26 protein-coding genes and 1 pseudogene are annotated in these 26148 nt (G+C 72.0%); 13 read left to right on the top strand and 14 right to left on the bottom strand.

Annotated features, from left to right (window positions below; translation table 11 throughout):
• Positions 1-154 precede the first annotated feature (154 nt).
• The 3 genes from panB (at position 155) to AAW14_RS17665 (ending at position 3144) form a co-directional block, all read left to right on the top strand.
• Positions 155-1042, top strand: coding sequence for a 3-methyl-2-oxobutanoate hydroxymethyltransferase (gene panB / locus AAW14_RS17675; RefSeq protein ID WP_265564812.1), 888 nt, complete (start codon positions 155-157; stop codon positions 1040-1042).
• Positions 1043-1300: 258 nt separating this feature from the next.
• A complete protein-coding gene (locus tag AAW14_RS17670; RefSeq protein ID WP_265564811.1) occupies positions 1301-2326 on the top strand; it encodes an ATP-binding cassette domain-containing protein in 1026 nt (341 codons plus the stop codon).
• Complete coding sequence (locus AAW14_RS17665) at positions 2323-3144, top strand: ABC transporter permease (protein ID WP_265564810.1); 822 nt, start codon at positions 2323-2325, stop codon at positions 3142-3144. The genes AAW14_RS17670 and AAW14_RS17665 overlap by 4 nt, the downstream gene beginning before the upstream one ends.
• A 28-nt stretch (positions 3145-3172) precedes the next feature.
• Here AAW14_RS17665 and AAW14_RS17660 read toward each other — a convergent pair whose 3' ends face one another.
• Positions 3173-6475: a BTAD domain-containing putative transcriptional regulator gene (locus AAW14_RS17660; RefSeq protein ID WP_265564852.1), complete on the bottom strand. Its 3303-nt coding sequence runs from the start codon at positions 6473-6475 to the stop codon at positions 3173-3175.
• 233 nt (positions 6476-6708) lie between these two features.
• Here AAW14_RS17660 and AAW14_RS17655 point away from each other — a divergent pair, with 233 nt between their 5' ends.
• Positions 6709-7509, top strand: coding sequence for a site-2 protease family protein (locus AAW14_RS17655; protein ID WP_265564809.1), 801 nt, complete (start codon positions 6709-6711; stop codon positions 7507-7509).
• On the opposite strand, the gene AAW14_RS17650 is transcribed toward AAW14_RS17655, so the two are convergent.
• Both AAW14_RS17650 and npdG read right to left on the bottom strand, forming a co-directional pair.
• Positions 7499-7684: a hypothetical protein gene (locus AAW14_RS17650; RefSeq protein WP_265564808.1), complete on the bottom strand. Its 186-nt coding sequence runs from the start codon at positions 7682-7684 to the stop codon at positions 7499-7501. The genes AAW14_RS17655 and AAW14_RS17650 overlap by 11 nt on opposite strands.
• A gap of 54 nt (positions 7685-7738) precedes the next feature.
• On the bottom strand, positions 7739-8443 hold the full coding sequence (npdG, locus tag AAW14_RS17645) for an NADPH-dependent F420 reductase (protein WP_265564807.1): 705 nt from the start codon (positions 8441-8443) through the stop codon (positions 7739-7741).
• A gap of 298 nt (positions 8444-8741) precedes the next feature.
• Between npdG and AAW14_RS17640 the strand changes: the two genes are divergently transcribed.
• On the top strand, positions 8742-9344 hold the full coding sequence (locus tag AAW14_RS17640) for a hypothetical protein (protein WP_265564806.1): 603 nt from the start codon (positions 8742-8744) through the stop codon (positions 9342-9344).
• A gap of 126 nt (positions 9345-9470) precedes the next feature.
• The gene (locus AAW14_RS17635) at positions 9471-10802 is read left to right on the top strand and encodes an MFS transporter (protein ID WP_416223326.1); all 1332 of its coding nucleotides are present in this window, start codon (positions 9471-9473) and stop codon (positions 10800-10802) included.
• A 62-nt stretch (positions 10803-10864) separates the two neighbouring features.
• On the opposite strand, the gene AAW14_RS17630 is transcribed toward AAW14_RS17635, so the two are convergent.
• Positions 10865-11095 (bottom strand): hypothetical protein, encoded by a 231-nt coding sequence (locus AAW14_RS17630; protein WP_265564805.1) that lies wholly within the window; start codon positions 11093-11095, stop codon positions 10865-10867.
• Between the two features lie 61 nt (positions 11096-11156).
• Here AAW14_RS17630 and map point away from each other — a divergent pair, with 61 nt between their 5' ends.
• Both map and AAW14_RS17620 read left to right on the top strand, forming a co-directional pair.
• Positions 11157-12014 carry a type I methionyl aminopeptidase gene (gene map / locus AAW14_RS17625; RefSeq protein ID WP_265564804.1) on the top strand — a complete coding sequence of 286 codons (858 nt, stop codon included), beginning with the start codon at positions 11157-11159 and terminating at the stop codon, positions 12012-12014.
• 151 nt (positions 12015-12165) lie between these two features.
• Positions 12166-12834 (top strand): heme oxygenase (biliverdin-producing), encoded by a 669-nt coding sequence (locus tag AAW14_RS17620; RefSeq protein WP_416223323.1) that lies wholly within the window; start codon positions 12166-12168, stop codon positions 12832-12834.
• Here AAW14_RS17620 and AAW14_RS17615 read toward each other — a convergent pair.
• The gene (locus tag AAW14_RS17615) at positions 12831-13481 is read right to left on the bottom strand and encodes a PhzF family phenazine biosynthesis protein (RefSeq protein WP_265564803.1); all 651 of its coding nucleotides are present in this window, start codon (positions 13479-13481) and stop codon (positions 12831-12833) included. The two genes, AAW14_RS17620 and AAW14_RS17615, sit on opposite strands and share 4 nt — an antisense overlap.
• Positions 13482-13521: 40 nt before the next feature.
• On the opposite strand from AAW14_RS17615, the pseudogene AAW14_RS17610 reads away from it, so the two are divergent.
• Positions 13522-13833 (top strand): annotated as a pseudogene (locus tag AAW14_RS17610) (hypothetical protein); the annotation flags it as partial.
• A complete protein-coding gene (locus AAW14_RS17605) occupies positions 13796-14797 on the top strand; it encodes a hypothetical protein (protein ID WP_265564802.1) in 1002 nt (333 codons plus the stop codon). The pseudogene AAW14_RS17610 and the gene AAW14_RS17605, both read left to right, overlap by 38 nt.
• 12 nt (positions 14798-14809) lie before the next feature.
• Here AAW14_RS17605 and AAW14_RS17600 read toward each other — a convergent pair whose 3' ends face one another.
• From AAW14_RS17600 to AAW14_RS17585, 4 genes are all read right to left on the bottom strand, one after another.
• Positions 14810-15541, bottom strand: coding sequence for a bifunctional DNA primase/polymerase (locus AAW14_RS17600; RefSeq protein WP_265564801.1), 732 nt, complete (start codon positions 15539-15541; stop codon positions 14810-14812).
• Positions 15542-15824: 283 nt separating this feature from the next.
• Positions 15825-16865 carry a small ribosomal subunit Rsm22 family protein gene (locus tag AAW14_RS17595; protein ID WP_265564800.1) on the bottom strand — a complete coding sequence of 347 codons (1041 nt, stop codon included), beginning with the start codon at positions 16863-16865 and terminating at the stop codon, positions 15825-15827.
• Between the two features lie 105 nt (positions 16866-16970).
• Complete coding sequence (locus AAW14_RS17590) at positions 16971-18152, bottom strand: serine hydrolase domain-containing protein (protein WP_265564849.1); 1182 nt, start codon at positions 18150-18152, stop codon at positions 16971-16973.
• Positions 18113-19480 carry a multidrug effflux MFS transporter gene (locus AAW14_RS17585; protein WP_265564799.1) on the bottom strand — a complete coding sequence of 456 codons (1368 nt, stop codon included), beginning with the start codon at positions 19478-19480 and terminating at the stop codon, positions 18113-18115. The genes AAW14_RS17590 and AAW14_RS17585 overlap by 40 nt, the downstream gene beginning before the upstream one ends.
• A gap of 181 nt (positions 19481-19661) precedes the next feature.
• Between AAW14_RS17585 and AAW14_RS17580 the strand changes: the two genes are divergently transcribed.
• A complete protein-coding gene (locus AAW14_RS17580) occupies positions 19662-20420 on the top strand; it encodes an SDR family oxidoreductase (protein ID WP_265564798.1) in 759 nt (252 codons plus the stop codon).
• A gap of 302 nt (positions 20421-20722) precedes the next feature.
• On the opposite strand, the gene AAW14_RS17575 is transcribed toward AAW14_RS17580, so the two are convergent.
• Positions 20723-21865 carry a D-alanyl-D-alanine carboxypeptidase family protein gene (locus AAW14_RS17575; RefSeq protein ID WP_265564848.1) on the bottom strand — a complete coding sequence of 381 codons (1143 nt, stop codon included), beginning with the start codon at positions 21863-21865 and terminating at the stop codon, positions 20723-20725.
• Between the two features lie 381 nt (positions 21866-22246).
• A complete protein-coding gene (locus tag AAW14_RS17570) occupies positions 22247-22573 on the bottom strand; it encodes a nuclear transport factor 2 family protein (protein WP_265564797.1) in 327 nt (108 codons plus the stop codon).
• A gap of 131 nt (positions 22574-22704) precedes the next feature.
• Here AAW14_RS17570 and AAW14_RS17565 point away from each other — a divergent pair, with 131 nt between their 5' ends.
• Both AAW14_RS17565 and AAW14_RS17560 read left to right on the top strand, forming a co-directional pair.
• Complete coding sequence (locus AAW14_RS17565) at positions 22705-23250, top strand: DoxX family membrane protein (RefSeq protein WP_265564796.1); 546 nt, start codon at positions 22705-22707, stop codon at positions 23248-23250.
• Between the two features lie 34 nt (positions 23251-23284).
• Positions 23285-23626: a MazG-like family protein gene (locus tag AAW14_RS17560; RefSeq protein ID WP_265564795.1), complete on the top strand. Its 342-nt coding sequence runs from the start codon at positions 23285-23287 to the stop codon at positions 23624-23626.
• Between the two features lie 18 nt (positions 23627-23644).
• Here the strand turns inward: AAW14_RS17560 and AAW14_RS17555 are convergent, their stop codons facing one another.
• Genes AAW14_RS17555 through AAW14_RS17545 form a run of 3 tightly spaced genes read right to left on the bottom strand, consistent with a single transcriptional unit; the run spans position 23645 to position 26084 of the window.
• Complete coding sequence (locus tag AAW14_RS17555; protein ID WP_265564794.1) at positions 23645-24607, bottom strand: amidohydrolase family protein; 963 nt, start codon at positions 24605-24607, stop codon at positions 23645-23647.
• A 54-nt stretch (positions 24608-24661) separates the two neighbouring features.
• Positions 24662-25228 (bottom strand): GbsR/MarR family transcriptional regulator, encoded by a 567-nt coding sequence (locus tag AAW14_RS17550; RefSeq protein ID WP_265564793.1) that lies wholly within the window; start codon positions 25226-25228, stop codon positions 24662-24664.
• The gene (locus AAW14_RS17545; RefSeq protein ID WP_265564792.1) at positions 25218-26084 is read right to left on the bottom strand and encodes an alpha/beta fold hydrolase; all 867 of its coding nucleotides are present in this window, start codon (positions 26082-26084) and stop codon (positions 25218-25220) included. The genes AAW14_RS17550 and AAW14_RS17545 overlap by 11 nt, the downstream gene beginning before the upstream one ends.
• Positions 26085-26148 lie beyond the last annotated feature (64 nt).

Raw genomic sequence — 26148 nt, 5'->3', positions numbered from 1 at the left:
CGGGACGGGCGGCGGTCCCGGGCGAGGGGGGCGCCGGCCGGAGGGAAGCGCCGGGTGCGCCCTGCTCTAGCCGCGCGTGGCACGAAGTGCCACCATGGGGGGTGATCCGGGGACGCCGTCAGGGCGCCTCGAGATGACCGAAGGAGCCGTTGCGATGACGCAGCTTCCGGCTGCCCAGGGGCAGCCCGCTCAGGGTGCGCTCAGGCCCTCCGACAGCAGCAAGGCGCTGTACGGAGGCAAGAGCACCCGCCGCATCACCGTGCGCGACATCACCGCCGCCAAGGAGCGCGGCGAGAAGTGGCCCATGCTCACCGCCTACGACGCGATGACCGCGTCCGTGTTCGACGAGGCCGGCATCCCGGTCATGCTCGTCGGCGACTCGGCGGGCAACTGCCACCTCGGGTACGAGACGACGGTACCCGTCACCCTCGACGAGATGACCATGCTCGCGGCCGCGGTCGTACGGGGCACCCAGCGTGCCCTGATCGTCGGCGACCTGCCCTTCGGCTCGTACCAGGAGGGCCCGGTGCAGGCGCTGCGCTCGGCCACCCGCCTGGTGAAGGAGGCCGGGGTCGGCGCCGTGAAGCTGGAGGGCGGCGAGCGCTCGCACGACCAGATCGAGCTGCTGGTGGAGTCCGGCATCCCGGTCATGGCGCACATCGGCCTGACCCCGCAGTCCGTGAACACCATGGGCTACCGCGTACAGGGCCGCGGCGACGAGGCGGCGCACAAGCTGCTGCGGGACGCCAAGGCCGTGCAGGACGCGGGCGCGTTCGCGGTCGTCCTGGAGCTGGTCCCGGCGGAGCTGGCCGCCGAGGTCACGCGGACGCTCCACATCCCGACCGTCGGCATCGGCGCGGGACCGGAGACGGACGCGCAGGTCCTGGTGTGGACCGACATGCTGGGGCTGACCGGTGGCCGGGTTCCGAAGTTCGTGAAGAAGTACGCGGACCTGCGACAGGTCATGGGCGACGCGGCGAAGGCGTTTGCCGAGGACGTGGTGGGCGGAACGTTCCCGCTCGAGGAGCACTCCGTCCACTGAGCCTGCTGCGGGGTGCGGCAGTCGGCTGACTGCGGGCCGTCGTCTGTGGCCGGTCGCGTCCACGCGACGCAGCCGCAGGACGTGTCCGTCCCGCACCCCTTACGAGGCGCCCCGCCCACGGGGCGCGCAGCAGCCCGCCGATCTTCCCCCGTCGGCGGGCTGCTTGCCCCCTTTTTCCTTCCTCGCTGTCGGCGGCTCATCGGTGGCTGTCGGCGGTCTGTCGGTGGTTTGTCGGTGGCGGCTGACACCTTGGTCGGCATGACGCGAATCGACAACAACCCCAGCGACGCCGCCCCGGACGCGGCCGTCACCGTACGGGGGCTGGTCAAGCACTACGGCGAGACCAAGGCGCTGAACGGCGTCGACCTGGATGTCCGCGAGGGCACGGTCCTCGGCGTGCTCGGGCCGAACGGCGCCGGCAAGACCACCCTGGTCCGCTGCCTGTCCACCCTCATCACCCCGGACGCCGGCCAGGCGACGGTCGCCGGTTACGACGTCGTCCGGCAGCCGCGCCAGACCCGGCGCGTGATCGGTCTCACCGGCCAGTACGCGTCGGTCGACGAGAAACTCTCCGGGTACGAGAACCTCTACATGATCGGCCGGCTCCTCGACCTGCCGCGCAAGGAGGCCCGGGCCCGGGCCGACGGGCTCCTGGAGCGGTTCTCGCTCACGGAGGCCGCCAAGCGCCCGGCATCCACGTACTCCGGCGGTATGCGACGGCGCCTCGACCTCGCCGCCTCGATGATCGGGCACCCGGCCGTCCTGTACCTGGACGAGCCGACCACCGGCCTGGACCCGCGCACCCGCAACGAGGTGTGGACCGAGGTCAAGCGGATGGTCGCCGAGGGCGCGACGGTGCTGCTCACCACCCAGTACATGGAGGAGGCCGAGCAGCTGGCCTCCGAACTGACCGTCATCGACCGCGGCAAGGTCATCGCCGGCGGCCGCATCGACGAACTCAAGGCGAAGGTCGGCGGCCGTACGCTCCGCATCCGCCCCGCGGACCCGATGGAGCTGCGCCCGACCGCCACGGCGCTCGACGAGTTCGGCCTCACCGGTCCCGGCAACGCGACCGTGGACACCGAGACCGGCACCGTGCTGGTGCCGATCCTCAGCGACGAGCAGCTGACCGCGGTGGTCGGCGCGCTGACCGCGCGCGGCATCACGCTCGCCGACATCGCCACCGAACTGCCCAGCCTGGACGAGGTGTTCCTGTCCCTCACCGGCCACAAGGCCAGTGCCCCGCAGGACGCGTCCCCCGCCCGTGAGGAGGTCGCCGCATGACCGCCGCCACCCTTACCGCACCCACCGCGCCGGCCGCCGAAGGGCGGATCGGACTGCGCGGCAATCTGCGCCACATCGGCGCCCTGGTCCGCCGCAACCTGCTGTGGATCCGTCAGGACCCGGAGTCGATGTTCGACGCGATCCTGTTCCCGATCGTCTTCTGCCTGCTGTTCGTCTTCGTCTTCGGCGGCGCGATCGCCGGCAAGGGCCACCAGGAACAGTACGTCAACTACGTGGTCCCCGGGCTGATGGCCATGATGGGCATGAACATCGCCATGGGCGTCGGCACCGGCTTCAACCAGGACTTCCAGACGGGCGTGATGGACCGCTTCCGGTCCCTGCCGATCGCCCGTTCCTCGGTCCTGATCGCCAAGATCACGGTCGAGATCGGCCGGATGCTGGTCGCCACCGCGATCCTGCTCGGGGTCGGCTTCTCACTGGGTCTGTCCGTCGCCGATGTGACAGGGCTGTTCGAGGCCATCGGGCTCGCGATGGTCTTCGGCTCCTCCATCATGTGGATCTTCCTGACCATGGGCGTGGTGATGAAGAGCGCCCAGGCCATCCAGGGAATGGGGTTCCTCGTGCTGATGCCCCTGCAGTTCGGGTCGTCGATCTTCTCTCCGCCGTCCACCATGCCGGGTTGGCTCAAGGCCTTCACCGACTACAACCCGCTGTCGACGCTCGCGGACGCCGCCCGCGGCCTGATGAACGGGGGCCTGCCGGTCGCCCACGACGTGCTCATCACGCTGATCTGGTCGGCCGTGATCACGGCGGTCATGGCGCCGATCGCCATCCGAAAGTTCACCACCAAGACCTGACCCGCACCGGCAGCACCACCGGTCCGCGTCAGACGAGGGCGGCGGCCTCCTCGACGGAGAGCCCGCCGCCCTCCGCGTGCGCGGCCTCGTACGCCGCGTCGCCCAGCACGGCCCGCGCGCCCGCCTCTGCCTCGGCGCGGGCCTCGCGCTCCGCCGGACTGCGGAAGTGCCCGAGCGGCAGCAGGTGGTCGGCGGCGCCCAGGCATCTGGCCGCGTCCCGGGCGCGGCTGCCGCCGTCCACACCGGTGAGCGCGATCGCGGCGGTCGTCAGTTGCACGGAGGCCATGTGCGGCGCGATCACCGAGGTCATCAGGTCCGAGGCCCGCTCGAGCGCCGTGCGTACCTTGGCCAGGGCCTCCGGATACCGCTCGTCCACCGCGTCCAGCCAGGCTTCGATGCCGAGCACCATGCCTTCGAAGACCACGAAGGCGACAGCCTCGAAGTCCCTTCGCACCAGCCGGACCTGCTCGCGCGCCTCGGCCACCCGGCCGGTGCGGCTGAGCCACATCGCCAGGAAGATGCGGGCGGCGGGCATGGCGTCGTTGAACGAGCCGGGGGCCTCCTCGATGACCTGGCGCAGCAGCCGCTCGCCCTTCTCGCTCTCCCCCGCGTCGAGCAGGACGCTGCCGAGGCGTGCGCCGAGCACGGCCATCTGGGAGCGGGCGCCGAGCCGTTCGGCGTACTCCATGGCGGCCTCGTAGTCGGCGGCGGCGAGCAGGTAGTCGCCGAGCCGTTCGCGGGCCTCGCCGCGGGCGGACAGGGCCTCGGCCGCGCCCCAGGTGTCCCCGATCCGGCGGAAGATCTCCAGCGCCTCGTCGGCGTCCCGGCCCGCGTCGCCCGCCCAGTGGCTGCGGTTGGCGAGGATGTTGGCCCGCATCTGCAGGGTCTGGGCCAGCTCCCAGGTATAGCCGAGCGCGCGGCACGTTCGGACGGTCTCGTCCAGGACCGTGCGCAGACGGTCCAGGTCGGCGGTGAGCAGAACGGCGAAGAACCACAGGAAGCCGGGCACTCGGCAGGTCTGCGGCTGGCCCGGGCCGTAGGTCTCGCTGATGACGCGCAGCTTCTCCTTGGCCTGCGGCGTCTCCCATGACCCGAGGTCCATGTCCATGCAGGCCAGGTGGACGAGATGGGCGCCGCGGCGGGCCTCGCCGAGGATCTCCGGACGCATCGGCGGCGGGTTGTCGGTGCACCGCTCGGGGAGGTCCGGCACCGGCCGGGCGGGCGACGCGAAGGGGTCCGGGCCGAGGGCGATGACCGCGCCGGACCAGGTGCGGGCCTCGGTGCGCAGGTCGCGCATCTGCCAGTACCAGGCCAGCGACAGCAGCAGGCACAGCGCCTCCTGCTCGTCGCGGGCTGCGACGGCGTGGCGCAGGGCCGTGCGCAGGTTCTCGTACTCCACCTGGAGCCGGTCCACCGCGGCGCGCTGTCCCGACGAGCGCAGCAACGGGTCGGTGGTGCGGGCGAGTTCTCGGTAGTAGGTGAGGTGGGAGCGCTCGGCTCCGGCCCGCTCCCCGGACTCGTCGAGGCGTTCACCGGCGTACTCGGCGACGGTCTCCAGAAGCCGGTAGCGCATCCCGCCGTCGCCCGATGGGGCCGCCACCACCAGGGACTTGTCGACGAGGGAGGCGACCGCCTCCAGTGCCGCGGGCCCGCACACGGCTTCGGCGGCGGTGAGGTCGCAGCCGCCCGAGAAGACGGACAGCCGGCGCAGCACCGCGCGTTCCTCGGCGTCCAGCAGGTCCCAGGACCAGTCGACGACGGCCCGCAGGGTCTGCTGCCGGGGCAGCACCGTGCGGCTGCCGGAGGTGAGCAGGCGGAAGCGGTCGTCGAGCCGGTCGGCGATCTGCCGGGGCGACAGTATCCGCAGCCGGGCCGCCGCCAGCTCGATGGCGAGTGGCAGTCCGTCCAGGCGGCGGCAGATCTCTGCGGCGGCCTCGGGGTCGTCCTGCACACGGAAGCCGGGGCGGGCCGCGGCGCCGCGGTCGGCGAGCAGCTTCAGCGCGTACGGCTGCGGCAGCGGCTCGACCGGACGCAGCAACTCCCCCGGGACGCCGAGGGGTTCGCGGCTGGTGGCGAGAACCGTCAGTCCGGGGCAGCGCTCGAGGAGGTGCTCGACGAGCCGGGCGGCGGCGTCCACGACGTGTTCGCAGTTGTCGAGGATGAGCAGCATGCGGCGCCGTGCGCAGTGCTCGGCGAGGCGGACCAGGGGGTCGTCGTGCCGGTCGGCGACCGCGCGCATCTCCTCGGCGCCCGCGCCCCGCAGCACGGTCTCGCGCGCCCCGACGGCGGTGAGCACGGCCTCGGGCACGGCCTCCGGATCGTCGACCGGCGCCAGCTCGGCCATCCACACCCCGTCCCGGGGCGCGTCCGCCAGGGCCTCGGCCGCCTCCTGCGACAGCCGTGTCTTCCCGGCGCCGCCCGGCCCGAGCAGGGTGACCAGCCGCGCCCCGGCGAGATCACCGCGGAGCGTGTCGATGTCGGCGTCCCGCCCGACGAAGGAGGTCAGACGGGCGCGGAGGTTGCCGGGGGCCGCCGGTGCGGAGGGGGTCACCTCGTCCGGGGGCGGGACGGCGCCGAACGGGGCGGGCGACGGCACGGTCTCCGGGCCACGCAGCAACTCACTGTAAAGCGCCCGCAGTTCGGGCCCGGGGTCCGAGCCGAGACGGTCCGCGAGCAGCTGGCGTACCTCCGCGTAGGCGGCCAGTGCCTCCGCCGGGCGGCCGGCATCCCGCAGGGCGCGCAGGCGCAGGGCCTGGAGGGGCTCGTCCAGGGGGTGGATGTCGCACAGGGCGGTCAACTCGGGCAGATGCCGCTCGCCGTGGCCGAGCGCGAGGGCGGCGCTCAGCCGGGCGCGGCGCACGTCGTGGCGGCGGGTCTCCCAGCGGGCCGACTCGGCGGTGCGGTCGGGCAGGTCGGCGAGCGCGGGCCCGTGCCACAGGGCGAGAGCGTCGTCGAGGACGACCGCCGCCTTCTCGGGGTCGGCGTCGGCCAGGGCCCGCAGGCCCTCCCCGGCGAGCCGCTCGAAGCGGTGCAGGTCTATGTCGTCCGGCGCCGCCGCCAGCCGGTAGCCGCCGTCGGCCGACTCCACCGCGTCCGCTCCGAGGGTCCGGCGCAGCCGCCCGACCAGCGCCTGCAGGGCGCCGGTGGCGTCGGCGGGTGGTTCGCCGCCCCACACCTCGTCGACCAGGACGGCGGCGGGGACGGTCCGGCCGGTCCGCAGGGCGAGCACGGTCAGCAGGGCACGCAGCCGGGCCCCGCCCACCGGGACGGGCGTGCCGTCGGCGCGGAGTGCCTGGGTGGTGCCGAGGATGCGGTAGCGCACGGGCATCATTGTCTCCGGCGGAACCCCCGCACTGCTCACGGGTTTCAGACCTGCGTGAAGCGGAAGGCCGGCCCGCTCCTCGCCGGCCGGAGGCGCGCGCTCCTGGGCATGTGGATCCTGTCGTGGAAAACCTCGACCCAGCCCTCAGCGATTGTCATGGCCACCCCCTTGGTCGACTCGACTACAGCCTAACGACTACGGTCGACCCACCATCGCATCCGTCCCACGCACCCAGGAGTCCCATGACCACCGCCGCCACCCGGCGCAGCGACCGGAGGATCAGCCCCGTCTTCGCGGGGCTCCTGGCCGTGACGGCGGTCACCGGCTGGGCCACCTGGACCGGCTTCGCCGAGCGGCCCGGCGTTGCCGTGTTCCTGTTCGTGACCGCCGCGTGGATCGTCTCGCTGTGCCTGCACGAGTACGCGCACGCGCGCACCGCCCTGCACAGCGGCGACATCACGGTGGGCGCGAAGGGCTATCTCACCCTCAATCCGCTGAAGTACACGCATGCGCTGCTGAGCATCGTGCTGCCGGTGATCTTCGTGATCATGGGCGGGATCGGTCTGCCGGGCGGCGCGGTCTTCATCGAGCGGGGCCGTATCCGGGGCCGCTGGCGGCACAGCCTGATCTCCGCGGCGGGCCCGCTGACGAACGTCCTGTTCGCGGCGGTGTGCACGGCACCGTTCTGGCTGCACGCCCTGGACGGCATCCCGAGGGACTTCCGGTACGCCCTCGCGTTCCTCGCCCTGCTGCAGGTGACGGCCGCGATCCTGAACTTCCTGCCGGTGCCCGGCCTGGACGGCTACGGCGTCATCGAGCCCTGGCTGTCGTACGGCGTCAAGCGCCAGGTGGAACCCTTCGCGCCGTTCGGCCTGCTCTTCGTGTTCGCGCTGCTGTGGGTGCCGTCGGTCAACAGCGCGTTCTTCGACGTGATCGGCTCGATCCTGCACGCCCTGGGCATCGACGACGTCGACCAGTACTGCGGTCACGAGCTGTACCGCTTCTGGCAGGGCACGAACGCCTACTGCTCGGTCAGCCCGTGACCGAGCCACCCCGGCCCGCCCGGCCGCGGCGCACGTAGTACCAGGCCATGTTGGACGTCAGACCCGCGAGCAGCACCCAGACGATCCCCAGCCAGCTGCCCTGGACGAAGGAGACGACCGCCGCGGCCACGGAGAGGGCGCAGACGGCGAGGGCGTAGAGAGCAAGGCGGGGCATGGGGTCGGCTCCTGTCGGGGGACACTGCTTCGGTGACCAGTGTCCCCCATGGGCTCACACGTCGGTGATGCGGAGCCCGGCGTGGGCCTTGTAGCGCCGGTTGACGGAGATCAGGTTCGCCACGAGGGCCTCGACCTGGTGGGCGTTGCGCAGCCGTCCCGCGAAGATGCCGCGCATACCGGGGATGCGACCGGCCAGCGCCTGGACGATCTCGACGTCGCCGCGCTCCTCGCCGAGGACCATGACGTCGGTGTCGATCTGTTCGACCTCCGGGTCCTCGAGGAGTACCGCGGACAGGTGGTGGAAGGCGGCGGTGACCCGCGAGTCCGGCAGCAGCGCGGCGGCCTGCTCGGCGGCGCTGCCCTCCTCCGGCTTGATCGCGTAGGCGCCCTTCTTGTCGAAGCCGAGCGGGTTGACGCAGTCGACGACGAGCTTGCCGGCCAGCTCCTCGCGCAGCGACTCCAGCAGCGTGCCGTGGCCCTCCCACGGCACGGCGACGATCACGACGTCGCTGCGCCGGGCGGCCTCGGCGTTGTCGGCGCCCTCGACGCCGTGGCCGATCCCCTCGGCGGCGGTCCGCGCGCGCTCCGCGGCACGCGAGCCGATGATCACCTTCTGGCCGGCCCTGGCGAGCCGGTAGGCGAGGCCCTTGCCCTGCGGCCCGGTACCGCCGAGCACGCCGACGACGAGCCCGGACACGTCGGGGAGGTCCCAGGGGTCCTTGGCGGGGGCCTTGGGTGCACTGTCGGTAGAGGTCATGGGGCGACTCTACGTGCGCCACGGGGCCGGGCGCCGCTCAGGCCGGGAGGTAGCCCTCGCTGCCCGTGCGGAAGGGGACGGCGGCGTCTTTCGTCGAAGGCTCCTCGGGTATCGTCGAAGGCTTCTCGGATCTCGTCGAAGGCTTCTAGGGCTCCTGGGGCTCATCGGGCTTCTCAACGGGCGGGCCGTGGTACGGAATGCGGCTCCTGTGACCACTGGTTCGGCCCCTTGCCGGGGTCGGGCGAATTCGCGGTGAACTCCGGTCCACGAGTGGCCGGTTGCGGCAGGATGTCCTCGTATGGACGCCGTACGGGTCGCGTTGCTGCGCGAAGTGCTCGCCGGAACGGAGTGGCTGGGAGCCACCCGGCGGTTCGGGGGGACGCTGCGGGGTTCCGTGGTGTCGCACGGGGGCGGGCTGCTGCTCGTGGGCACCGAGGAGTACGAGCCGTGGCATCTTGCGGCGCACCTGGTCGACGAGGCGGCCTGGTCGGGGACGCCGGAGCTGTCCCCCACTCTGGTGCGGCACGGGGCGCGGGCCGTGGATCCGGCGCATCTGGCGGTGGGTCTCGGACGGCTGTCGGCGGCGCGGCGCGGGGAGACGCTGCTCGTGGTGTCGCCGGCCGCACCGGACGCGGGTCTCCTGGAGCGGGTCCATGACGCGCGGCGGGCCGGGGCCACGGTGCTGGCACTGGATGCCGGGAACCGCGACCTGGCTGCCATGGCGCACGAGTCGCTGACGGTCCCCGAGGACACGGACCTCGACCTGGACACGGTGCAGCATCTGGTGAGCGCGGCGGCCGGGGAGAACGCGCTGCCGGCCCCCCGGGGACGCGGGCGCCTCCGGGACCGGCTGTCGCGGCTGGCCGACCAGCTGACGTCGCCGCCGCCGGCGCGGTGGTGACTGGAGGCAACCGAGCGCCCGGGCACCGCGAAAACCGGTTGCCCGGGGCCGCCGGTCGGCTGAGCATGGCCCGTCGTGACCAACGACGCCTCCGCTTCCCCCGTGTCAGCCCCCGTACCGGCCGTGGTGCCCGGGAGCGGGCCGCCCGCCGATGCCGTGGACGCGTCGTCCCGTCAGGGCTCCCGGTTACGCGCGCTGCTGCCCGATCCCGCGCCCTGGCGGGCGTCGGCGGACTTCCGGCGGCTGTGGCTTGCGGGGCTGATCAGCAACTTCGGCACCTTCCTCAGCTTCGTCGCGGTGCCGGTGCAGCTGAAGGAACTGACCGGCTCGGCAGCGGCCGTGGGCGCGATCGGCGCCGTGGAGCTCGTGCCGCTGATCGTCTTCGGCCTGTACGGCGGCGCGCTGGCCGACGCGTACGACAAGCGAAAGCTGATCCTGGCCACCGAAGCCGGGCAGGGCCTGCTGTCCGCCGCGCTCCTGCTGAACGCGTTGCTGCCCGGGCCCGCGGTCTGGCCGCTGTACGTCGTCGCGGCCCTGTCCTCCGCGCTCGGCTCTCTCCAGCGCCCTGCCCTCGACGCCCTCGTCCCGCGCATCGTCGCGCACGACCACCTTCCGGCAGCCGCGTCGCTCAACTCCCTGCGCTGGACGGTCGGCGGGGTGGCGGGCCCGGCGCTGGCGGGGGTCGTCGTCGCGTACGCCGGGCTGGGCGCGGCGTACGGCGCGGACCTCGTGACCTTCGTGGTGTCGGTGACGCTGTGCCTGGGGCTCGCCGCGTCGCCCCCCGGCCACGAGGCCGCAAAGCCGTCGCTGCGGTCGATCGCGGAGGGCGCGCGCTACGCGTGGGGCCGTAAGGAACTGCTGGGCACGTACGTCGTCGACATCGCCGCGATGGTGTTCGCGATGCCGCTGGCGGTGCTGCCGTTCCTCGCGGACGAACTGGGCGCTCCCTGGTCGCTGGGGCTGATGTACGCGGCTGTTCCGGCCGGGGCGCTGCTGGTGTCGCTGACGAGCGGGTGGACGTCACGGATCCACCGGCACGGACGGACGGTGGTCCTCGCGGCGGCCGGCTGGGGTCTGGCGATAGCGGCCGCGGGAGTGGTCCGCAGCGTCTGGCTGGTGCTGCTGTTCCTGACTCTGGGTGGCTGCTGCGACATGGTCAGCGGGATCTTCCGGGCGGCGATGTGGAACCAGACGATCCCCGACGAACTGCGCGGCCGTCTGGCCGGCATCGAGCTGCTGTCGTACTCGGTGGGCCCCCAGCTGGGCCAGGTCCGCTCGGGCTCCATGGCGGCCTGGAGGGGCGTCCGCACGTCGGTCTGGTCGGGCGGTCTGCTGTGCGTGGCGGCGGTGGCCCTGCTGGGCCTGTGCCTGCCGAGCCTGATGGGCTATGACGCCCGTACGAACGAGCACGCCCTGCGGCTCAAGGCGCGGCGGGAGGGGCGGGAGGGGACGGGCTGAACGGCAGGACGGGCCCTCGCGCCGCCGTAGCACCCGTGCCGGCCCGCCCCAAAAGTCCCTGCTCAGTCGTCCTCGGGTTCTCCCGCGGGGGCGTCATGCCAGCGGGGATCCGTCTCCCACTCGAGGTTCCGCTCGCGCGCGATCTGCATCGCGTGCTCCGCCTCCTCGCGGGACGCGTACGGACCGAAGCGGTCCTTCGCGGGGCATTCGGGGCCCTCCTCGACCTTGTGGTGTTGCAGGCAGTAGTACCACTCGCCCGGCTTCCCGGCCGTCCGCTTCTTGAACAGCGCCATCGCAGGAGCTCCTTTCACCAGGGCCCATGTTCCCGCACACCCGCTGGATAGACTCGCTGGCATGTCTGGCCAGTCGCTGCTCGTCCCAGGAGACCTGTCTCCCACCCGTTCCGTGCCCGGAAACATCCGCCGCCCGGAGTACGTCGGCAAACCCGGGCCGACCCCGTACTCAGGACCCGAGGTGCAGACCCCCGAGACGATCGAGGCGATGCGGGTCGCCGGCCGGATCGCGGCGCGGGCGATGGCCGAGGCCGCGAAGATCATCGCGCCGGGTGTCACCACGGACGAGCTGGACCGGGTCGCGCACGAGTACATGTGCGACCACGGCGCCTATCCGTCGACCCTGGGCTACCGCGGCTTCCCGAAGTCGCTGTGCACCTCGGTCAACGAGGTCATCTGCCACGGCATCCCGGACTCCACGGTCCTGCGCGACGGCGACATCATCAACCTGGACGTGACGGCGTACATCGGCGGCGTCCACGGCGACAACAACGCCACGTATCTCGTCGGGGACGTGGACGACGAGTCCCGCCTGCTCGTGGAGCGCACCAGCGAGGCTCTCAACCGCGCGATCAAGGCCGTCAGGCCCGGCCGCCAGATCAACGTCATCGGGCGGGTCATCGAGTCGTACGCGAAGCGGTTCGGGTACGGCGTCGTGCGGGACTTCACCGGGCACGGCATCAACTCGTCGTTCCACTCGGGGCTGATCGTGCCGCACTACGACAGCCCGCACGCCACCACGGTGATGCAGCCGGGCATGACCTTCACCATCGAACCCATGCTCACGCTCGGCACATACGAGTACGACATGTGGGACGACGGGTGGACCGTGGTGACGAAGGACCGCAAACGCACCGCCCAGTTCGAGCACACCCTGGTCGTGACCGACACGGGCGTGGAAATCCTGACCCTGCCCTAGCGCCCTGCCATAGCGCCTTTCGCGCGGTCACGGCACACACCCCTGACAAGCCCGCCCTGTCCACAGGGCGGGCTTGTCGCATGGGCCGGCGCAGGGATCCGGGGTAGAGTTTTACCGACAAGGTGTCGGCAAACTGCGCTGGGAGCCCCCAATGACCACGCCGGACATGTCCAGCACGGCACTCTCGGCGCTCATCCGCAGCGCGTCGCAGGAGCAGCACCGGCAGGCGAACACCTCGGCCTTCATCACGGACCTGCTCGGCGGCAGGCTGGGCATCGAGGCGTATGCGCGGTACACCGAGCAACTGTGGTTCCTGTACGAGGCCCTGGAGTCCGGCGCCGAGCGGCTGGCCGCCGACCCGTTGGCCGGGCCCTTCGTACGGCCGGAGCTGTTCCGGCTGGCCGCACTGGAGCGGGACCTCGCGCATCTGCGGGGGCCGGGCTGGCGGGCGGTCCTGACGGCGCTGCCCGCGACGCGCAGGTACGCGGCCCGGGTGCGCACGTGTGCCCGCGAGTGGCCCGCCGGGTATGTCGCCCACCACTACACGCGTTACCTGGGTGACCTGTCCGGCGGCCAGATCATCCGCGACAGGGCGGAGAAGACCTGGGGCTTCGCCCGGAGGGGCGACGGAGTGCGGTTCTATGTGTTCGAGGGGATCGCCAACCCGGCTGAGTTCAAGAGGAGTTACCGGAGGCTGCTGGACGCGATGCGCGTTGGCGACCTCGAGAAGCAGCGCGTCGTGGCCGAGTGCAAGAGAGCGTATCTGCTCAACATCGAGGTCTTCCGGGCCCTCGGCGAACAGTTCCCGCTGACCGCCTAACGCTCCAGGTACACCCGTCCCCCGACCTCCACCCACCCCTGCGGCTGTGGTGCCGTGAGGATCTGTGAGCCCGCGCCCTGGGTGATGTTCAGCGCGCGGCCCAGCCGGGCGGTGAGCAGCAGCGCCGCCGCGCCCGTCGCCTCGTCCTCCTCGATGCCCTCGCCCCGGCCGGGGAAGCCCCGGGCGCGGATACGGCCCGCCGCCACGTCCTCCCAGGCCCAGGCATAGACAGGTGCCCCCACCCCTGGCGGCGGCACCTCCAGCGCTTCGACCTCGGCGGCCGTCGCGCACTGCCGCAGCATGCGTGGCGGCACCCACTCGGGGCGGGCCTCGATCCAGCTGAACTCGCCGTCCAGCCGCGCCCCCACCACCCCGGCCGGCGTGACGAGTTCGGGCACGTCCAGCAGCCAGGCCGTGCCCACGCAGGGATGCCCGGCGAACGGCAGACGCGAGCCGGGCGTGTAGATGTCGATGACGCCGCGCTCGGGGTCGTCGACGAACACCGTCTCGCCGAAGCCGAGTTTCGCGGCGAGCGCCTGCCGGTCGCTCGGCTCGGGGACGGTAGAGCCGTCGCGGACGACGCCGAGTTCGTTGCCGTATCCGCCCCTTGGCCCGCAGAAGACACGCAGCACGTCGTAGTCGGTCACTTGGACATTCAAACATCACCCCGGGGCGGCGGGCGTTCTGCGCACGGTCCGGCAGCTGCGGTCCGAGCTGCGCGGCAAGCTCGACGCGGCCCTGCTCATGGGCACGGGCGCGCCGGTCACGACCGCGTTCTTGGCGGTCGGCCGCGAGAACCTGGAGACCGCGCAGTTCGTGCGGACGTCGGTGAGGCAACCTTCCAGCCCGACCAGAGGGGTCCTTCAGATCACGGTGTGGGCTCTGTAGCCGGTCCCCACGCTCGCGCTCTTCCTCACCCCGGTAGGGTTCGCCTCCGGGAAGGGGAAGGTGAAGGTCACAGATGAGCAGGGATCGCGGGGATCGCAGCCCTCGAACGCCGCGTGGCGTGGGCCGGTTCGCCCTGGCAACGGCGGCGACGACCGTTCTGTCCATGACGGCCGGCGGCTGCGTCGTGGTGCACGGCGAACGGGAGATCGTGCCGACGGCGACGCGGGCCGAGGCCGCCCGCGCGCTCAAGGACTTCACCACCGCCTACAACAAGGCGGACCAGGCCTACGACCGCTCCCTGGACGCGGGCCGGGTCACCGGCGCGCTCGCCGACATCGACGGCGGCAAACTGCAGGCGGGCCACAGGACCAACCCGGGCGGCAACCCCGGCCACGTCCCGCTGCAGCTGACCGACGCGAAGTTCACCATCCCGGAGAAGGCCGGCTGGCCACGCTGGTTCGTCGCCGACACCCGCGCCAACAAGGGCAGTTCCGACGCCCATTGGCTGCTCGTCTTCACCCGCTCCGACCCGAGCAAGGTGTGGGCGGTGTCGTATCTGACGATCCTCGCGGCCGGCGACGTCCCCACGTTCAAGAAGGACAACAAGGGCTGGGCAGAGCCCGTCACCGCCGACGACGCGGCGCTCGCCGTGCCGCCGCGCGGGCTCGGTCCGGCCTATGCGAGGTATCTGCAGAACGGCGGGAACACCTTCGCGCCCGGCACGCACACCTCGCAGTGGCGGGCCAGCCGGCAGAAGAACGCGGCCAAGCCGGGCCTGGCCCGGCAGTACATCGACGAGCCGCTGACGGGAGGCGGCTACGCCCCGGTGGGGCTGCGCACGGCCGACGGCGGCGCGCTGGTGTTCTTCGCCACGCGCCACTACGAGAAGCAGACGGCCGCGAAGGGCGTGAACATCACAATCACCGACCCGAACATCAAGGCCCTGCTGACCGGCGAGGTCGCTCAGTCCCTGACGCTGGAGTTCGTCTCCAACCAGGCGGTGCTCGACCCGACGAAGGGTCAGGTGAAGTTCCTCAGCCGGGTGGAGGGGCTGACGGGGGCGAAGGGGGAGTAGACGACCGCGGGGTCAGCGCCGGTGGGGCCAGCCCGCCAGTTCGGTCTCGTCCCCCGCGTACGGCGCGCACGCGTCGGTGAGGAGCTCGAGCAGGCTCAGCGGATCCGGCAGCGCGTGCTCCGGGCCCCGTATCCACTCCACCGTCAGATCATCCGGCAGCTGCGCGGGCGGCACGAGCACGTAAGAGCCCCGGCAGTGCCAGCGCAGCCCTGGGTGCTCGTCCATCGTCTCCGGGTGGCAGTCCAGCTCGCACGGCCACCACTCGTCCTCGTCCTCGGGTGTGCCGCGGGTCAGCGTGAAGAACAGCATGCGCCCGTCCCCGGTCGCGGCGACGGGGCCCACCTCCACCTCGGAGGCGAGCAGCCGCTCAAGGGCCTGCTCACCGGCCTCGCGCGGGACGTCCAGCACGTCGTGCACCATCCCGGTGGCGGTGATGAAGTTCGCCTGCGGCTGGTGCCGGGCCCAGCGCTCGATCTGCGCCCGGTCCGTGGTGGACTGCGTCTGCCAGGCGAAGGAGACCGGGTGCCGGGCGGGCGTGGGACAGCCGACGCGGTCGCAGGAGCAGCGGTAGCCGGCGGGGTGTGCGGCGGGCGCGAGCGGCAGCCCGGCGGCGGCAGCAGCCACCAGCATCGCCTCACGGCCGCCGTCCCCGGCGTCCCCCTTGAGACGGGCGGGACGACGTCCGCGCAGCCACTGGGAGATCCTGCCCTGGCCGCCCGTGCGGCGGCCGAACTCCGCGCTCATCTATCCCCTCGCCTCGCTGCTGTGGTGCCGGACGGTATGTCTATGGTCCCACCATCCTGCGCCTCGGGTGACAGGCGCCCGCATCCGGGGTGGCCGGGGCGATGCCACTGCTGATCAACATCAGAGGCAATTACAGGATTTAACCCCGCATGTCCGACTGGCAGGGGTCAGCGGGGTGCGAGGCCGTGGAGTGCGTGGTCGACCAGGGGGTCCGTGTACGCATGTGTGATCGGTCCGATGCGCTGCAGCCGACGCTGGGCGAGCGGGGAAACGAACCCCATCTCTAGTCCTGATCCGCTCTTCTCTGGTCCTGGTCCGCTCTTCTCTGGTCCTGATCCGCGTGGGGCAGTGGCCAGGCGTCGCCCCAGTGCGCGTCGCGGGCGGCCCGATAGAGCGGCCCGTGCCGTTTGGTCACCGTCTCGCGGTGCAGGGACTCGTCCGGTTCGCACAGGTCGAGAAGCACCTGGCCCTTGCGGATCTGTGGTTTGCGGACGACCCGGGAGGCGGCGGGCGCGACCGGGAAACGGGCCGCGGCCACATAGCTGAACTTCTCGTCCTCGTACGCCAGCGAGCCGCCCTTGACCTGCCGGTGCAACGAGGAACGGCTGACCCGGGCCGAGAAATGACACCAGTCCTCACCGGGGACGATGGGGCAGGTCGCACTGTGCGGGCAGGGGGCGGCGATACGGAAGCCGGCACGGATCAGGCGGTCGCGGGCCTCGATGACACGGGCATAGCCGTCCGGGGTGCCGGGCTCGACGATCACAACCGCGCTGGCGGCGGCGGCCACGGCGTCCACGACACAGGCACGGTCGGCCTCGGTCAGCTCCCCCAGGACGTACGAGACGGTGGCGAGATCGGTGTCCTCGACGGCGAGAGCCGATCCGATACGGGAGCGGCGCCACTCGGCGGCCTTGAGCGCCGGGTTCGCGGCGGCGATCTCCCGGCCGAGCGCGAGGGCGGGTTCGGCCCAGTCGAGCACGGTCACCGGGCGCGGGCCGTCCCAGGTGGCGCTCACGGCCCAGGTCGCCGCGCCGGTCCCGCCACCGACGTCCACATGGCTCGCCGGCGCCCACCCGGGCACCGTGTCCGCGAACGCCTCCAGCGCCGCGCACACCGCCTCGAAGGTCGCGGGCATCCGGTACGCGGCATACGCGACCACGTCGGAACGGTCCCGCAGCACCGGCGCGTCCGTCGGCGTCCGCCCCCGGTAGTTGGCGATGAGCCGGTCCACGGCCTGGGCGGCCTGCTTGGGCGGAAGCCCGTCGAGCAGCCCGGAGAGAGCGGCACGAAGGGAGTCTGCTGGGGAGACAGGGGCGTTCACGTGGTGATTCTAGGTTGTCGGCCGGAGAGCACCGCTCGCGCCGAGACCGCGGGATGAGCGCTCCCGGCGAAAGAGCGCCGCCCGCCACCCGGCGTTCCCCCGCCCTCACCCACCAGCGCCACTCACATCCCGCACCGCCCGCGCCAGCCGGCTCCCCGCCCTTGCCCTCGGGCGGTGGTCAGCGGGGCGGCGGCGGGGGTGGACCGTGTTCGCCAGGAGGACGAGGAAAGTGTCCGTCGCCGGGTCCAGGACCAGGGCCGTGCCCGTGAAGCCGGTATGGCCCGCCGCCCCCCGGCCCGACAGCCCGCCCATGAACCACGGCTGATCGACCGCGAAGCCCAGCCCCGGCGGGGCCAGCATCAGTTCGACGAAGTCGGGACCGAGGATGCGCGCGGGCCCGTACGAGCCGCCGGCCAGCAACGTCCGGCAGAAGACCGCGAGGTCCCGTGCCGTGGAGAAGAGGCCTGCGTGACCGGCCACCCCGCCGAGCGCCCACGCGTTCTCGTCGTGGACCACGCCCCGCAGCATCCCCCGGTCCGCCTTGCCCCACGGCCGGCGCTGGTCCTCCGTCGCCGCCGCGCCCGGGCACGGCCCGAACCCCGTCGCCGTCATCCCGAGCGGCCGGGTGATCCCCTCGCGGACGAGCACGTCGAGCGTGCGCCCGGTGATGCGTTCCAGGACGTACTGCAGGAGCAGCAGGTTCAGGTCCGAGTAGCAGTACGTGCCGGGCTCGCCCACCGGTGCCTCCGCCCGCAGCAGCGCGAGCCGTTCCTCGTCCGACGCGCAGTCGTACAGCGGGAGTTCGGGCCGTAGCCCGGAGGTGTGGGTGAGCAGCCGGCGGACGGTGATGTCACCGTCCGCCGCCCCCTGGAAGTCCGGCAGGTAGGCCGCCACGCGCGCGTCGATGCCGAGGGTGCCGCGTTCCAGTTGCTGGACCGCCGCGACCGCCGTGAACAGCTTGGTGAGCGAGGCCAGGTCGAAGGGCGTGTCCACGGTCATCGGCACCCGTGCCGAGGGCGGCAGCTCCACGCCCTGGTCCGCCTCCGGGTCGTACGCGGCGTAGCGGACGGCCCAGCCCGCCGCCTCCTCGACGGCGATCACCGGGCCGCGCCCGGCGACGACCACGGCACCCGCCGCCCAGGGGTGCTGTCCGCTGACGGCGTCGTGGATCTCGCGTGCGAGAAGACGCAGTTCCTCCGGATCGAGCCCGGCCTTCTCCGGGCTGTCGACGCGCAGTCTCGGTGCGCTCAGCTCTCCTCCCCCAGACTCTCGGCTTCGCTCGAGCAGGGGGTACCCCCGCCCTCCACCGCCGGGTGTGTGTTCCAAGGACGGCACAGTGCCACGAAGCAGGCGACGGCGACCAGCGCCGCTGCCATTTGGACGACGGCCATCGGGACGGCGGTGTGCTCACCGGCGATCCCGACGAGCGGCGAGGCGGCGGCCCCGATGAGGAACGACGACGTGCCGAGCAGCGCGGAGGCGGAACCGGCATGGTGCCGGGTGCGCATCAGGGCCAGTGCCTGGGTGTTGGGCAGTGTGATTCCCATCGCGGACATGAGGACGAAGAGGGCGACGGCGACCGGCGTGAGGCCGACCTTTCCGAGGGCCCCGGTGGAGATGAGAAGCAGCGCGACCGCGGCGAGCGTGACGACCGCCAGTCCCGCCGCCAGCACCTTGTCGAGACTGACGCGGCCGACCAGAACCTTGCCGTTGATCTGCCCGGCCGCCACCAGACCCACCGAGTTCAGGCCGAACAGCAGGCTGAAGGTCTGCGGGGAAGCGCCGTAGATCTCCTGGACGACATAGGGGGAGGCGGAGATGTACGCGAACAGCGCGGCGAAGGCGAAGCCGCCCGCGAGCGTGTACCCGGTGAAGACGCGGTCGGCCAGCAGCGTCCGCATGGAGCGCAGGGCCGTGCCCACTCCCCCGCCGTGCCTCTCGCCCGGCGGAAGCGTCTCCGGCAGCCTCACCCACACGAGCGCTGTGAGCGCGAGTCCGACGGCCGTGAGCACGACGAAGACACCCCGCCAGTCCGTGACGCGCAGGATCTGGCCGCCGATCAGCGGTGCGACGACCGGCGCGACCCCGGAGATCAGCATGAGGGTGGAGAAGAACCGGGCCATGGTCGTGCCCTCATACAGATCGCGGACGACGGCCCGCGCGACCACGATCCCGGCCGCGCCCGCGAGCCCCTGCACCAGCCGGAACGCGACGAGCGACTCCACCGAGGGTGCGAACGCGCACAGCACGGTGGCGACGACGTACGCGACGAGGCCCACGAGCAGCGGGCGGCGGCGCCCCCACTTGTCGCTCATCGGGCCGACCAGCAGCTGACCGAGCGCCATGCCCGCGAGACAGCCGGTGAGGGTGAGCTGCACGGTCGCGGCGGGCGCGTGCAGCGACGTGGTGACCTCCGGCAGGGACGGGAGGTACATGTCCATGGCCAGCGGGGGCGTGGCGGTGAGGCCGCCGAGGATGAAGGTGACGAGGAGACCGGTGGGGCGGGCGGCGGCGCCTCGCGTGGAGGATGCGGGTGTCCCCGGTATCCCAGGTATCCCCGGTATATGGCCCTCCGGTTCCTTCCGGTCGGGCGCGGTGCGGCCACGCTCGGGCATGTGCCCCTCCCTGTTCGTTCGATCCGCCGCCCATGGTCTCAGCTCGTACTGGTGACCGAGTCGGGGTACCAAGGAGCGGACGCGCGCCGAGGACGAGGACCTCGACGAGGCCGCTACCGGGTGGCCCGTACGGCGGACGGCAGATTCCGCATGGCGGATCGTCCGCCTACGCTGCGGCCTCATGACTGACAGGCACTCAAAGATCGCCGTGGTGACCGGCGCGGGCTCCGGGATCGGCCGCGCGGTCGCTCGGGAGCTGCTGCGCACGGGCTGGTCGGTGGCGCTCGCGGGGCGGCGCGTCGGGACGCTGGAGGAGACGGCCGCACTGGCACCCCGGGGCGCCTGTCTCGCGGTAGGCACGGACGTCTCACGACCGGACGACGTGGCGGCGCTGTTCGAGGCCGTGCGCGACCGGTTCGGGCGGCTCGACCTCCTGTTCAACAACGCCGGCACGTTCGGTCCCGGCGGCGTTCCGGTCGAGGACCTCCCCTACGAGGCATGGCGGCACGTGGTGGACACCAACCTCAATGGCGCGTTCCTGTGCGCACAGGCGGCGTACCGGCAGATGAGGGAGCAGGACCCGCAGGGTGGCCGGATCATCAACAACGGCTCGGTCTCGGCGCACACGCCCCGCCCGCACTCGGTGGCGTACACGGCGACCAAGCACGCCCTGACCGGTCTGACCAAGTCCCTGTCCCTGGACGGACGTCCGTACCGGATCGCGGTCGGTCAGATCGACATCGGCAACGCGGCGACCGACATGACCGCGCGCATGCAGGACGGGGTCCTCCAGGCGAACGGGGAGCTGGCTGTCGAACCCGTGATGGATGTGGCCGATGTTGCGCGTACGGTGCGGCACATGGCGGAGCTGCCACTGGAAGCGAACGTGCAGTTCGCAACGGTGTTGGCGACGGCGATGCCGTACGTGGGCCGCGGCTGACGGGGGCCGCGGGCCAGTCGTCTCTCAACCTACACAATCGGAATGTAGCCGTCCGCACCGATGCGGCACGTGACCGGCTTATGCTCAACACTCCTCCACCAGAACTTCACACTTGGAACCCCCGGATTCCGGGGCCGTATCAGCCAGATCAGGGGGGAGGGGCCAGCCGCTCCGCGGTTCGGCAGGGGGTGGACCTCGCGTGGGACCGCGGGGTACGCGCCGGATCGCGGAGCGGCTGCCCCCATGCCGGAGCGGCTGCCCCTATCAGAGCCGGTGGCGGCTGTCAGAGCCGGTGGCGGCTGTCAGAGCCGGTGGCGGCCCTCTTCCTCCTGGGCCTGCCGCCGTCGGCGCCCGCGCAGCGCGTACACCCCGCCGGCCAGCAGCGCCGCCGCGCCCCCGACCCCGCCGACCAGCCCCCACGACGATCCACCGACGGTGGCGGCCTCGTCGCCGGACGTCCCCTTCCGTTCCTTCTGCCCGGAACCGGGTGTCGCCCTCGTCCCGCCCTCGCTGAGCGGCTCGACGAGCGTGCCCACGGCCCGGGCCGTCCGGGCATGGGCGAAGCCCCAGTCGAGGAGAGCCGCGGTCTCCTGGTAGACGCCGTTGCCGCCGGGCTGCGGGTGCATGACGGTCACAAGGAGGGTGCGGCCGCCGCGGGTGGCGGCACCGGTGAAGGTGTTGCCCGCGTTGCTGGTGTAGCCGTTCTTGACGCCGATGAGACCCTGGTATGTGCCAAGGCCCCAGGCGCCGGTCAGCAGGCGGTCGGTGTTCTGGATCTGGAAGGTCTTCCCGCCGCCCGCCGGGAAGTCGGCCGTCCTCGTCGAGCAGTAGCCTCGGAAGTCGTCGTTCTTCAGACCGTGACGGGCGAACAGCGTGAGGTCGTACGCGGAGGAGAGCTGGCCCGGGTGGTCGAAGCCGTCGGGGCTGACCACATGCGTGTCGAGCGCCTGCAGATCCTCGGCCCTGGCCTGCATCTCGGCGACGGTCCTCGCGATCCCGCCGTTCATATGGCTCAGGACGTGGACCGCGTCATTTCCGGAGCGAAGGAAGACACCGAGCCACAACTGCTCGACGGTGTAGGTGATTCCGGGCTTGATGCCGACGAGACTGGACCCCTCCGGGATGTCCGCGAGATCGACGTCGGTCACCTTGTACGTCCGGGTCCGCTCGAACTTCTTCAGCACGGCGTCCGCGAACAGCATCTTCAGCGTGGAGGCGGGCGCGAGCCGCTGATGCACGTTGCACGCGGCGAGCACCTCGCCGCTGTCCTGGTCGGCGACGAGCCAGGAGCGGGCGGTGAGTTTCTTCGGCAGGTCGACGGCCCCCTGCACCTGGATGCCGGAGAGGCCCAGCCGTTCGCCGCCGACGACCGTGGCGGCGGAGGCGGGCGAGGCGAGGGTCAGCGGCGTCATCGCGGCGAGCCCGAGAACGGCGCGTCGGGACATCCGCGCGGAAGGCGGGGAAAGCGGAGAGGAATCACGCACCCCGGGACCGTACAAAGCCGAGCTGTGACGGCACACAGCAGGGTCGTAAAAGCGCAGCAAAGGCACGGTCATGACGGGGTCACAACCGTGGTGAAGAAGGCGCCGAAGAGGGCGCGTATTCCGCGGGCCCGCATCTCTTCACCAACAGGCCGCCCCAACAGGGGTTTCCTGGCAATGCACGCTACGCGGCCCAGGAATCCGCCGCCTTATGGAAATCTGGTTCCGCGCGCCACTTCCCAGTCCTTACACACCTTTTACTCACGATGGCTCAAAAGCTTCACTCTGGCTTGTGGCCGCACCTGACGGACTCCGGGAACCTCTCGATCGCGCCCGTAACTCCGCTTAGGCCTGACCGGTCTCGAAGCGGGAGATCCGGCCGTCCTCGTCGACGGTGAACGTCCACCGGGTGCGCATCTCGCCCCAGGTGTCGTTGCGGTAGCGGGCGATGAGGGCGCGGCCGCCGTTGGACTCGTTGTCGACGTCCAGGTGGCCGTGGGACGAGAAGATCTCCCGATCGATCCAGTCGGCGAGGTCACGGTCGGAGCCGTCGTCCGCCATGGTCGCACCGGGGGCGAGGAGGGTCATGAAGCCCTCGCGGTCATGGGCGTTGACGGCGGTGACGAACGCCCGGACGACCGGGTCCTTGAGCTTGGCTGTCTGAATCGTCATGCCTGTCAGATTCACACCGCTCCCGGGTGCTCGCCACCCGAACGGTGCCGTGAACAGGCCGTACGGGTGGGGGCGATGGGACGGTGGAAACGCGGAGGGAACCGCTTCTGCTGCCTGCCCCGGGAGTGACCGTGACCTGTATCGACCGACGTGACGCGGGACTGCTGCTGCTCCGCCTCGGCACCGGCGGGGTGCTGGCCGCACACGGCACGCAGAAGCTGTTCGGCTGGTTCGGCGGGGGCGGGATCGAGGGGACCGGGCAGTTCATGGAGTCCGTGGGCTACCGGCCGGGGAAGGCGAGCGCGATCGCGGCCGGGCTCGCGGAGGCGGGCGGCGGCACGCTGCTGGCGCTGGGCCTCGCGACACCGGCGGCGGGCGCCGCGGCCGCCGGCGCGATGGCGGGGGCGGCGGTGGTGAGCGCCCCGAACGGGTTCTTCGCCCAGAGCGGCGGATACGAGTACGCGGCGGCCCTCGGCCTCACGGCGGCGGGCCTGGCGGTGACGGGTCCCGGCCGGCTCTCCCTGGACGCGCGGTTCGGCGATGCCACCAACCGCTGCTGGATGATCCCGGCGGCGTTCGCCGTGACGGGGGCCGTCACGACGGTGGTGGTGGCCGCGCGGAACAGGCGGCTGCGGCAGGGGACGCAGGGCGAGCAGGAGGCGTTGTTCGAGGAGTAGCCGAGGAGCAGCCGCTCCATGGCAGGCTGCGGGTATGAGTGAACTGGGCACGTCCGCCGACCTCTGGGATTCGATCTCCCGTCTGCACGCGTGGCTCGACGCGAACCGAAGGCACGAGGGTGCGGACGGGCTGCTGCTGCGCGTGCTGAAGCTGTCGGAGGAGGTCGGCGAGGTCGCGCAGGCGGTGATCGGCGCTACGGGCCAGAACCCGCGCAAGGGCACGACGCACGGCTGGGAGGACGTCCAGGCGGAGCTGTGCGACGTGGCGATCACGGCTCTGGTGGCGCTGCGCACCCTGACCCCGGACGCCCGCCAGGTCTTCACGGCCCATCTGGAGGGCGTCACGCAGCGCTCACTGGGCCCTGCGGCCCCGTAAGGGCGGGGAGCCTCGCTGTCAGGCCCTGAGTCCGAGCATGCGGCGGGCGTTGGCAAAGAGCCAGGCGTCGGTGACGTCCGCACCGAGCCCGAGGGCGGTCAGTTCGTCGGCCAGTCCACGGACGGGCACAGGGTTCACCCAGGTGGAGGTGCCGAAGAGGGTGCGGTCGCGGGCCAGGGTCCGGGCGTGGTGGAGCAGCGGCGCCCAGCCGGAGCCGGGATCGGCCATGCGGCGGGGCCGGTGCGAGGAGAACTCCAGATAGACGTGCGGGTGCCGGGCTGCCGTGAGCAGGGTCTCCGTCACCTCCGGCCAGCCGGCGTGGCCGGCCACCAGCATGAGGCCGGGGTGACGTGATGCCAGGGCCTCGACGGTGCGCCAGCTGCCCAGGCCGGTGGCGCGACGGGCCGCGAAGTGGTGGCCCGTGTGCAGCCAGACCGGCAGTCTCCGCCGGCGGGCGGCGTCGAACACCGGGGTGAAGGCCGGGTCGGTGGGGTCGGTGCCGTCGAGAAAGGGAATGACGCACAGGCCCTCCGCTCCGGCCTCGACGGTGCGTTCGGCCTCGCGCAGCGCGGCCGCCGGGTCCCGGAGCGAGAGGCCCGCCCACACATGGATACGGGCGCGGGCGGGGGCGGTGGCGGTCAGCAGCCAGTCGTTGACGGTACGACCGTCGGGAAGCCGCTCCTGACTGCCCATGGCGATCTCGGCGACGACACCCTGCCGGTCCCGCCCGGCGAGGTGGTCCCCCAGGTCGAACGGCGGCCGGTCGGGTGGCAGCAGCACGTCCAGCGCTGCTTTCCAGTCGTGCGCGAGCGCCGCCCGGTAGGCGGAGTGGGAGGCGTCGAAGTAGCGGCAGAAGGAGGCGGAGAAGACGTCGAGGTATTCCGGGGCGTTCTCACCGAGCCGCGTGAGGTAGACGCGCCAGCCGGCGGTGTCGTGGATCAGCGAGCAGACGTCGATGACGGGAGGTTGCACGGGCTGCACCGGATCTCCTCGGCGTTGGCGGTGCGACGGGCATGGACGTGGGTCCGTGCCGGGTCAGGGCTCGTACGGGTCCGGGCCGGGGTCCCGTACGGGATCAGGGCTCGTGCCGGGCGGCTCCCGGGAGGATTCCCAGGCTGCCAGGACCCGGTCGGCGTGGTCGACGTAGAGCGTGAAGAGGTCCGCGAGATCCGACAGGCGCTCACGTGATGCTCCGCGGGCGGCCGTGACGCCCAGGCGCAGGGTGTTCGAGAACGTCCGCAGGTGCGCGTTGTTGGCCTCGAGCAGATGCTGCACGTCGCCGACGGCTTCGTAGCAGATGCGCCGGCTGCCGGGCTGGGTCAGCCGCCGTACCAGTGACCACGACTCCAGCTGCCGTGCCGCCACGCTGAGCCCGCTCTTGCTCTGTCCCAGGTCCTTAACCATCGTGTCGAGGTCCGCGGGCGTGTTCCGGAGCAGCAGATAGCCGAAGAGCCGTCCGGTGGTCTGCGGCAGGCCCCACCGCTCGAGCAGGGCGCCCATGGCGGAGACGAAGGCGTCTTCGTCCACCTCCGCGCCCGCGTCCCCGGGGTCCTTCCCGGAGGCGGGCAGACCGGCCGCGTCGCTTGCCGTTTCATTCCGCATGGGTCCTCAGTCCGCTCAGAAAGTCGACGATCATCCGGTTGACCAGATCCGGTCGGTCGAGGTTGGCGACATGGCCCGCGTCCGGGAGGACCCGCAGCTCGCTGTTCGGATCACGACGGTTCCACCGCTCCATGGCGGTCCTGATGTTCCCTGTGGTGTCGTAGGCGCCGCGGAGCAGCAGTTGGGGCCTGTCGATCAGGTAGTCGGGGTCCTCGGTGAGCGTGCGGGTCATGCCCTCCCAGACGGTCAGGAAGGTACGGCGCCCCATCCGCAGGAAGACCTCCCGCAGATGGGCACGGGCCTCGGGTGTCCGGGCCGAGGCGGCGGCCATCCGGTCAGCGAGCGCGCGGTAGGGCATCAGCCGCAGCAACGGGCGGGACAGCGCCAGCCGGGCCCGTTCCCCACGGGTCACCGGCAGCGTGTTGGACGTGGAGCCGATGACGATCAGCGCCGCGACGTCGTCGGGGTGGCGGCGCAGGTACTCCTGCGCGATGTTGCCCCCTATCGACTGGCCGAGCAGGACCACCGGCCGGGGCTCGGGGCAGGTCGCCAGCAGGGCCTGAAGGTCGTCGGCGGCGTCCGGGACGCGGAATCGGCGGGTCCGGGACGTCGAGAGCCCGTGGTGGCGGACGTCCCAGCGCAGGGTGCGGTACCCGGCCGCGAGCAGGGCGGGGATCTGCGGATCGAACATGCGGTGGTCGGCGCCGGCGCCATGGGTGAGGGCCACCAGAGGGCCCGTCGGGGGGCCGGCCGTCCAGTAGTGCAGGCACACGCCGGCGCGGGTGAGGGTGTGCGCGGTCTCGGCGCCGCTTCCGGTGCCGGTGCCGGGCCCGGAGGCCGGTGAGGTGTCGTTCACCGGATTCAGAATATCGTGACCGTGCGTGGCGGTTGGATGACACGCCGTGCGGTTGCCGCGGCAT

Origin of the sequence: Streptomyces hygroscopicus, assembly GCF_026168105.1 — a bacterium.
GTDB classification, from domain to species: domain Bacteria; phylum Actinomycetota; class Actinomycetes; order Streptomycetales; family Streptomycetaceae; genus Streptomyces; species Streptomyces hygroscopicus_D.
The sequence above is the reverse complement of the archived record's forward strand: the minus strand, read 5'-3'. Positions and strand labels throughout refer to the sequence as shown.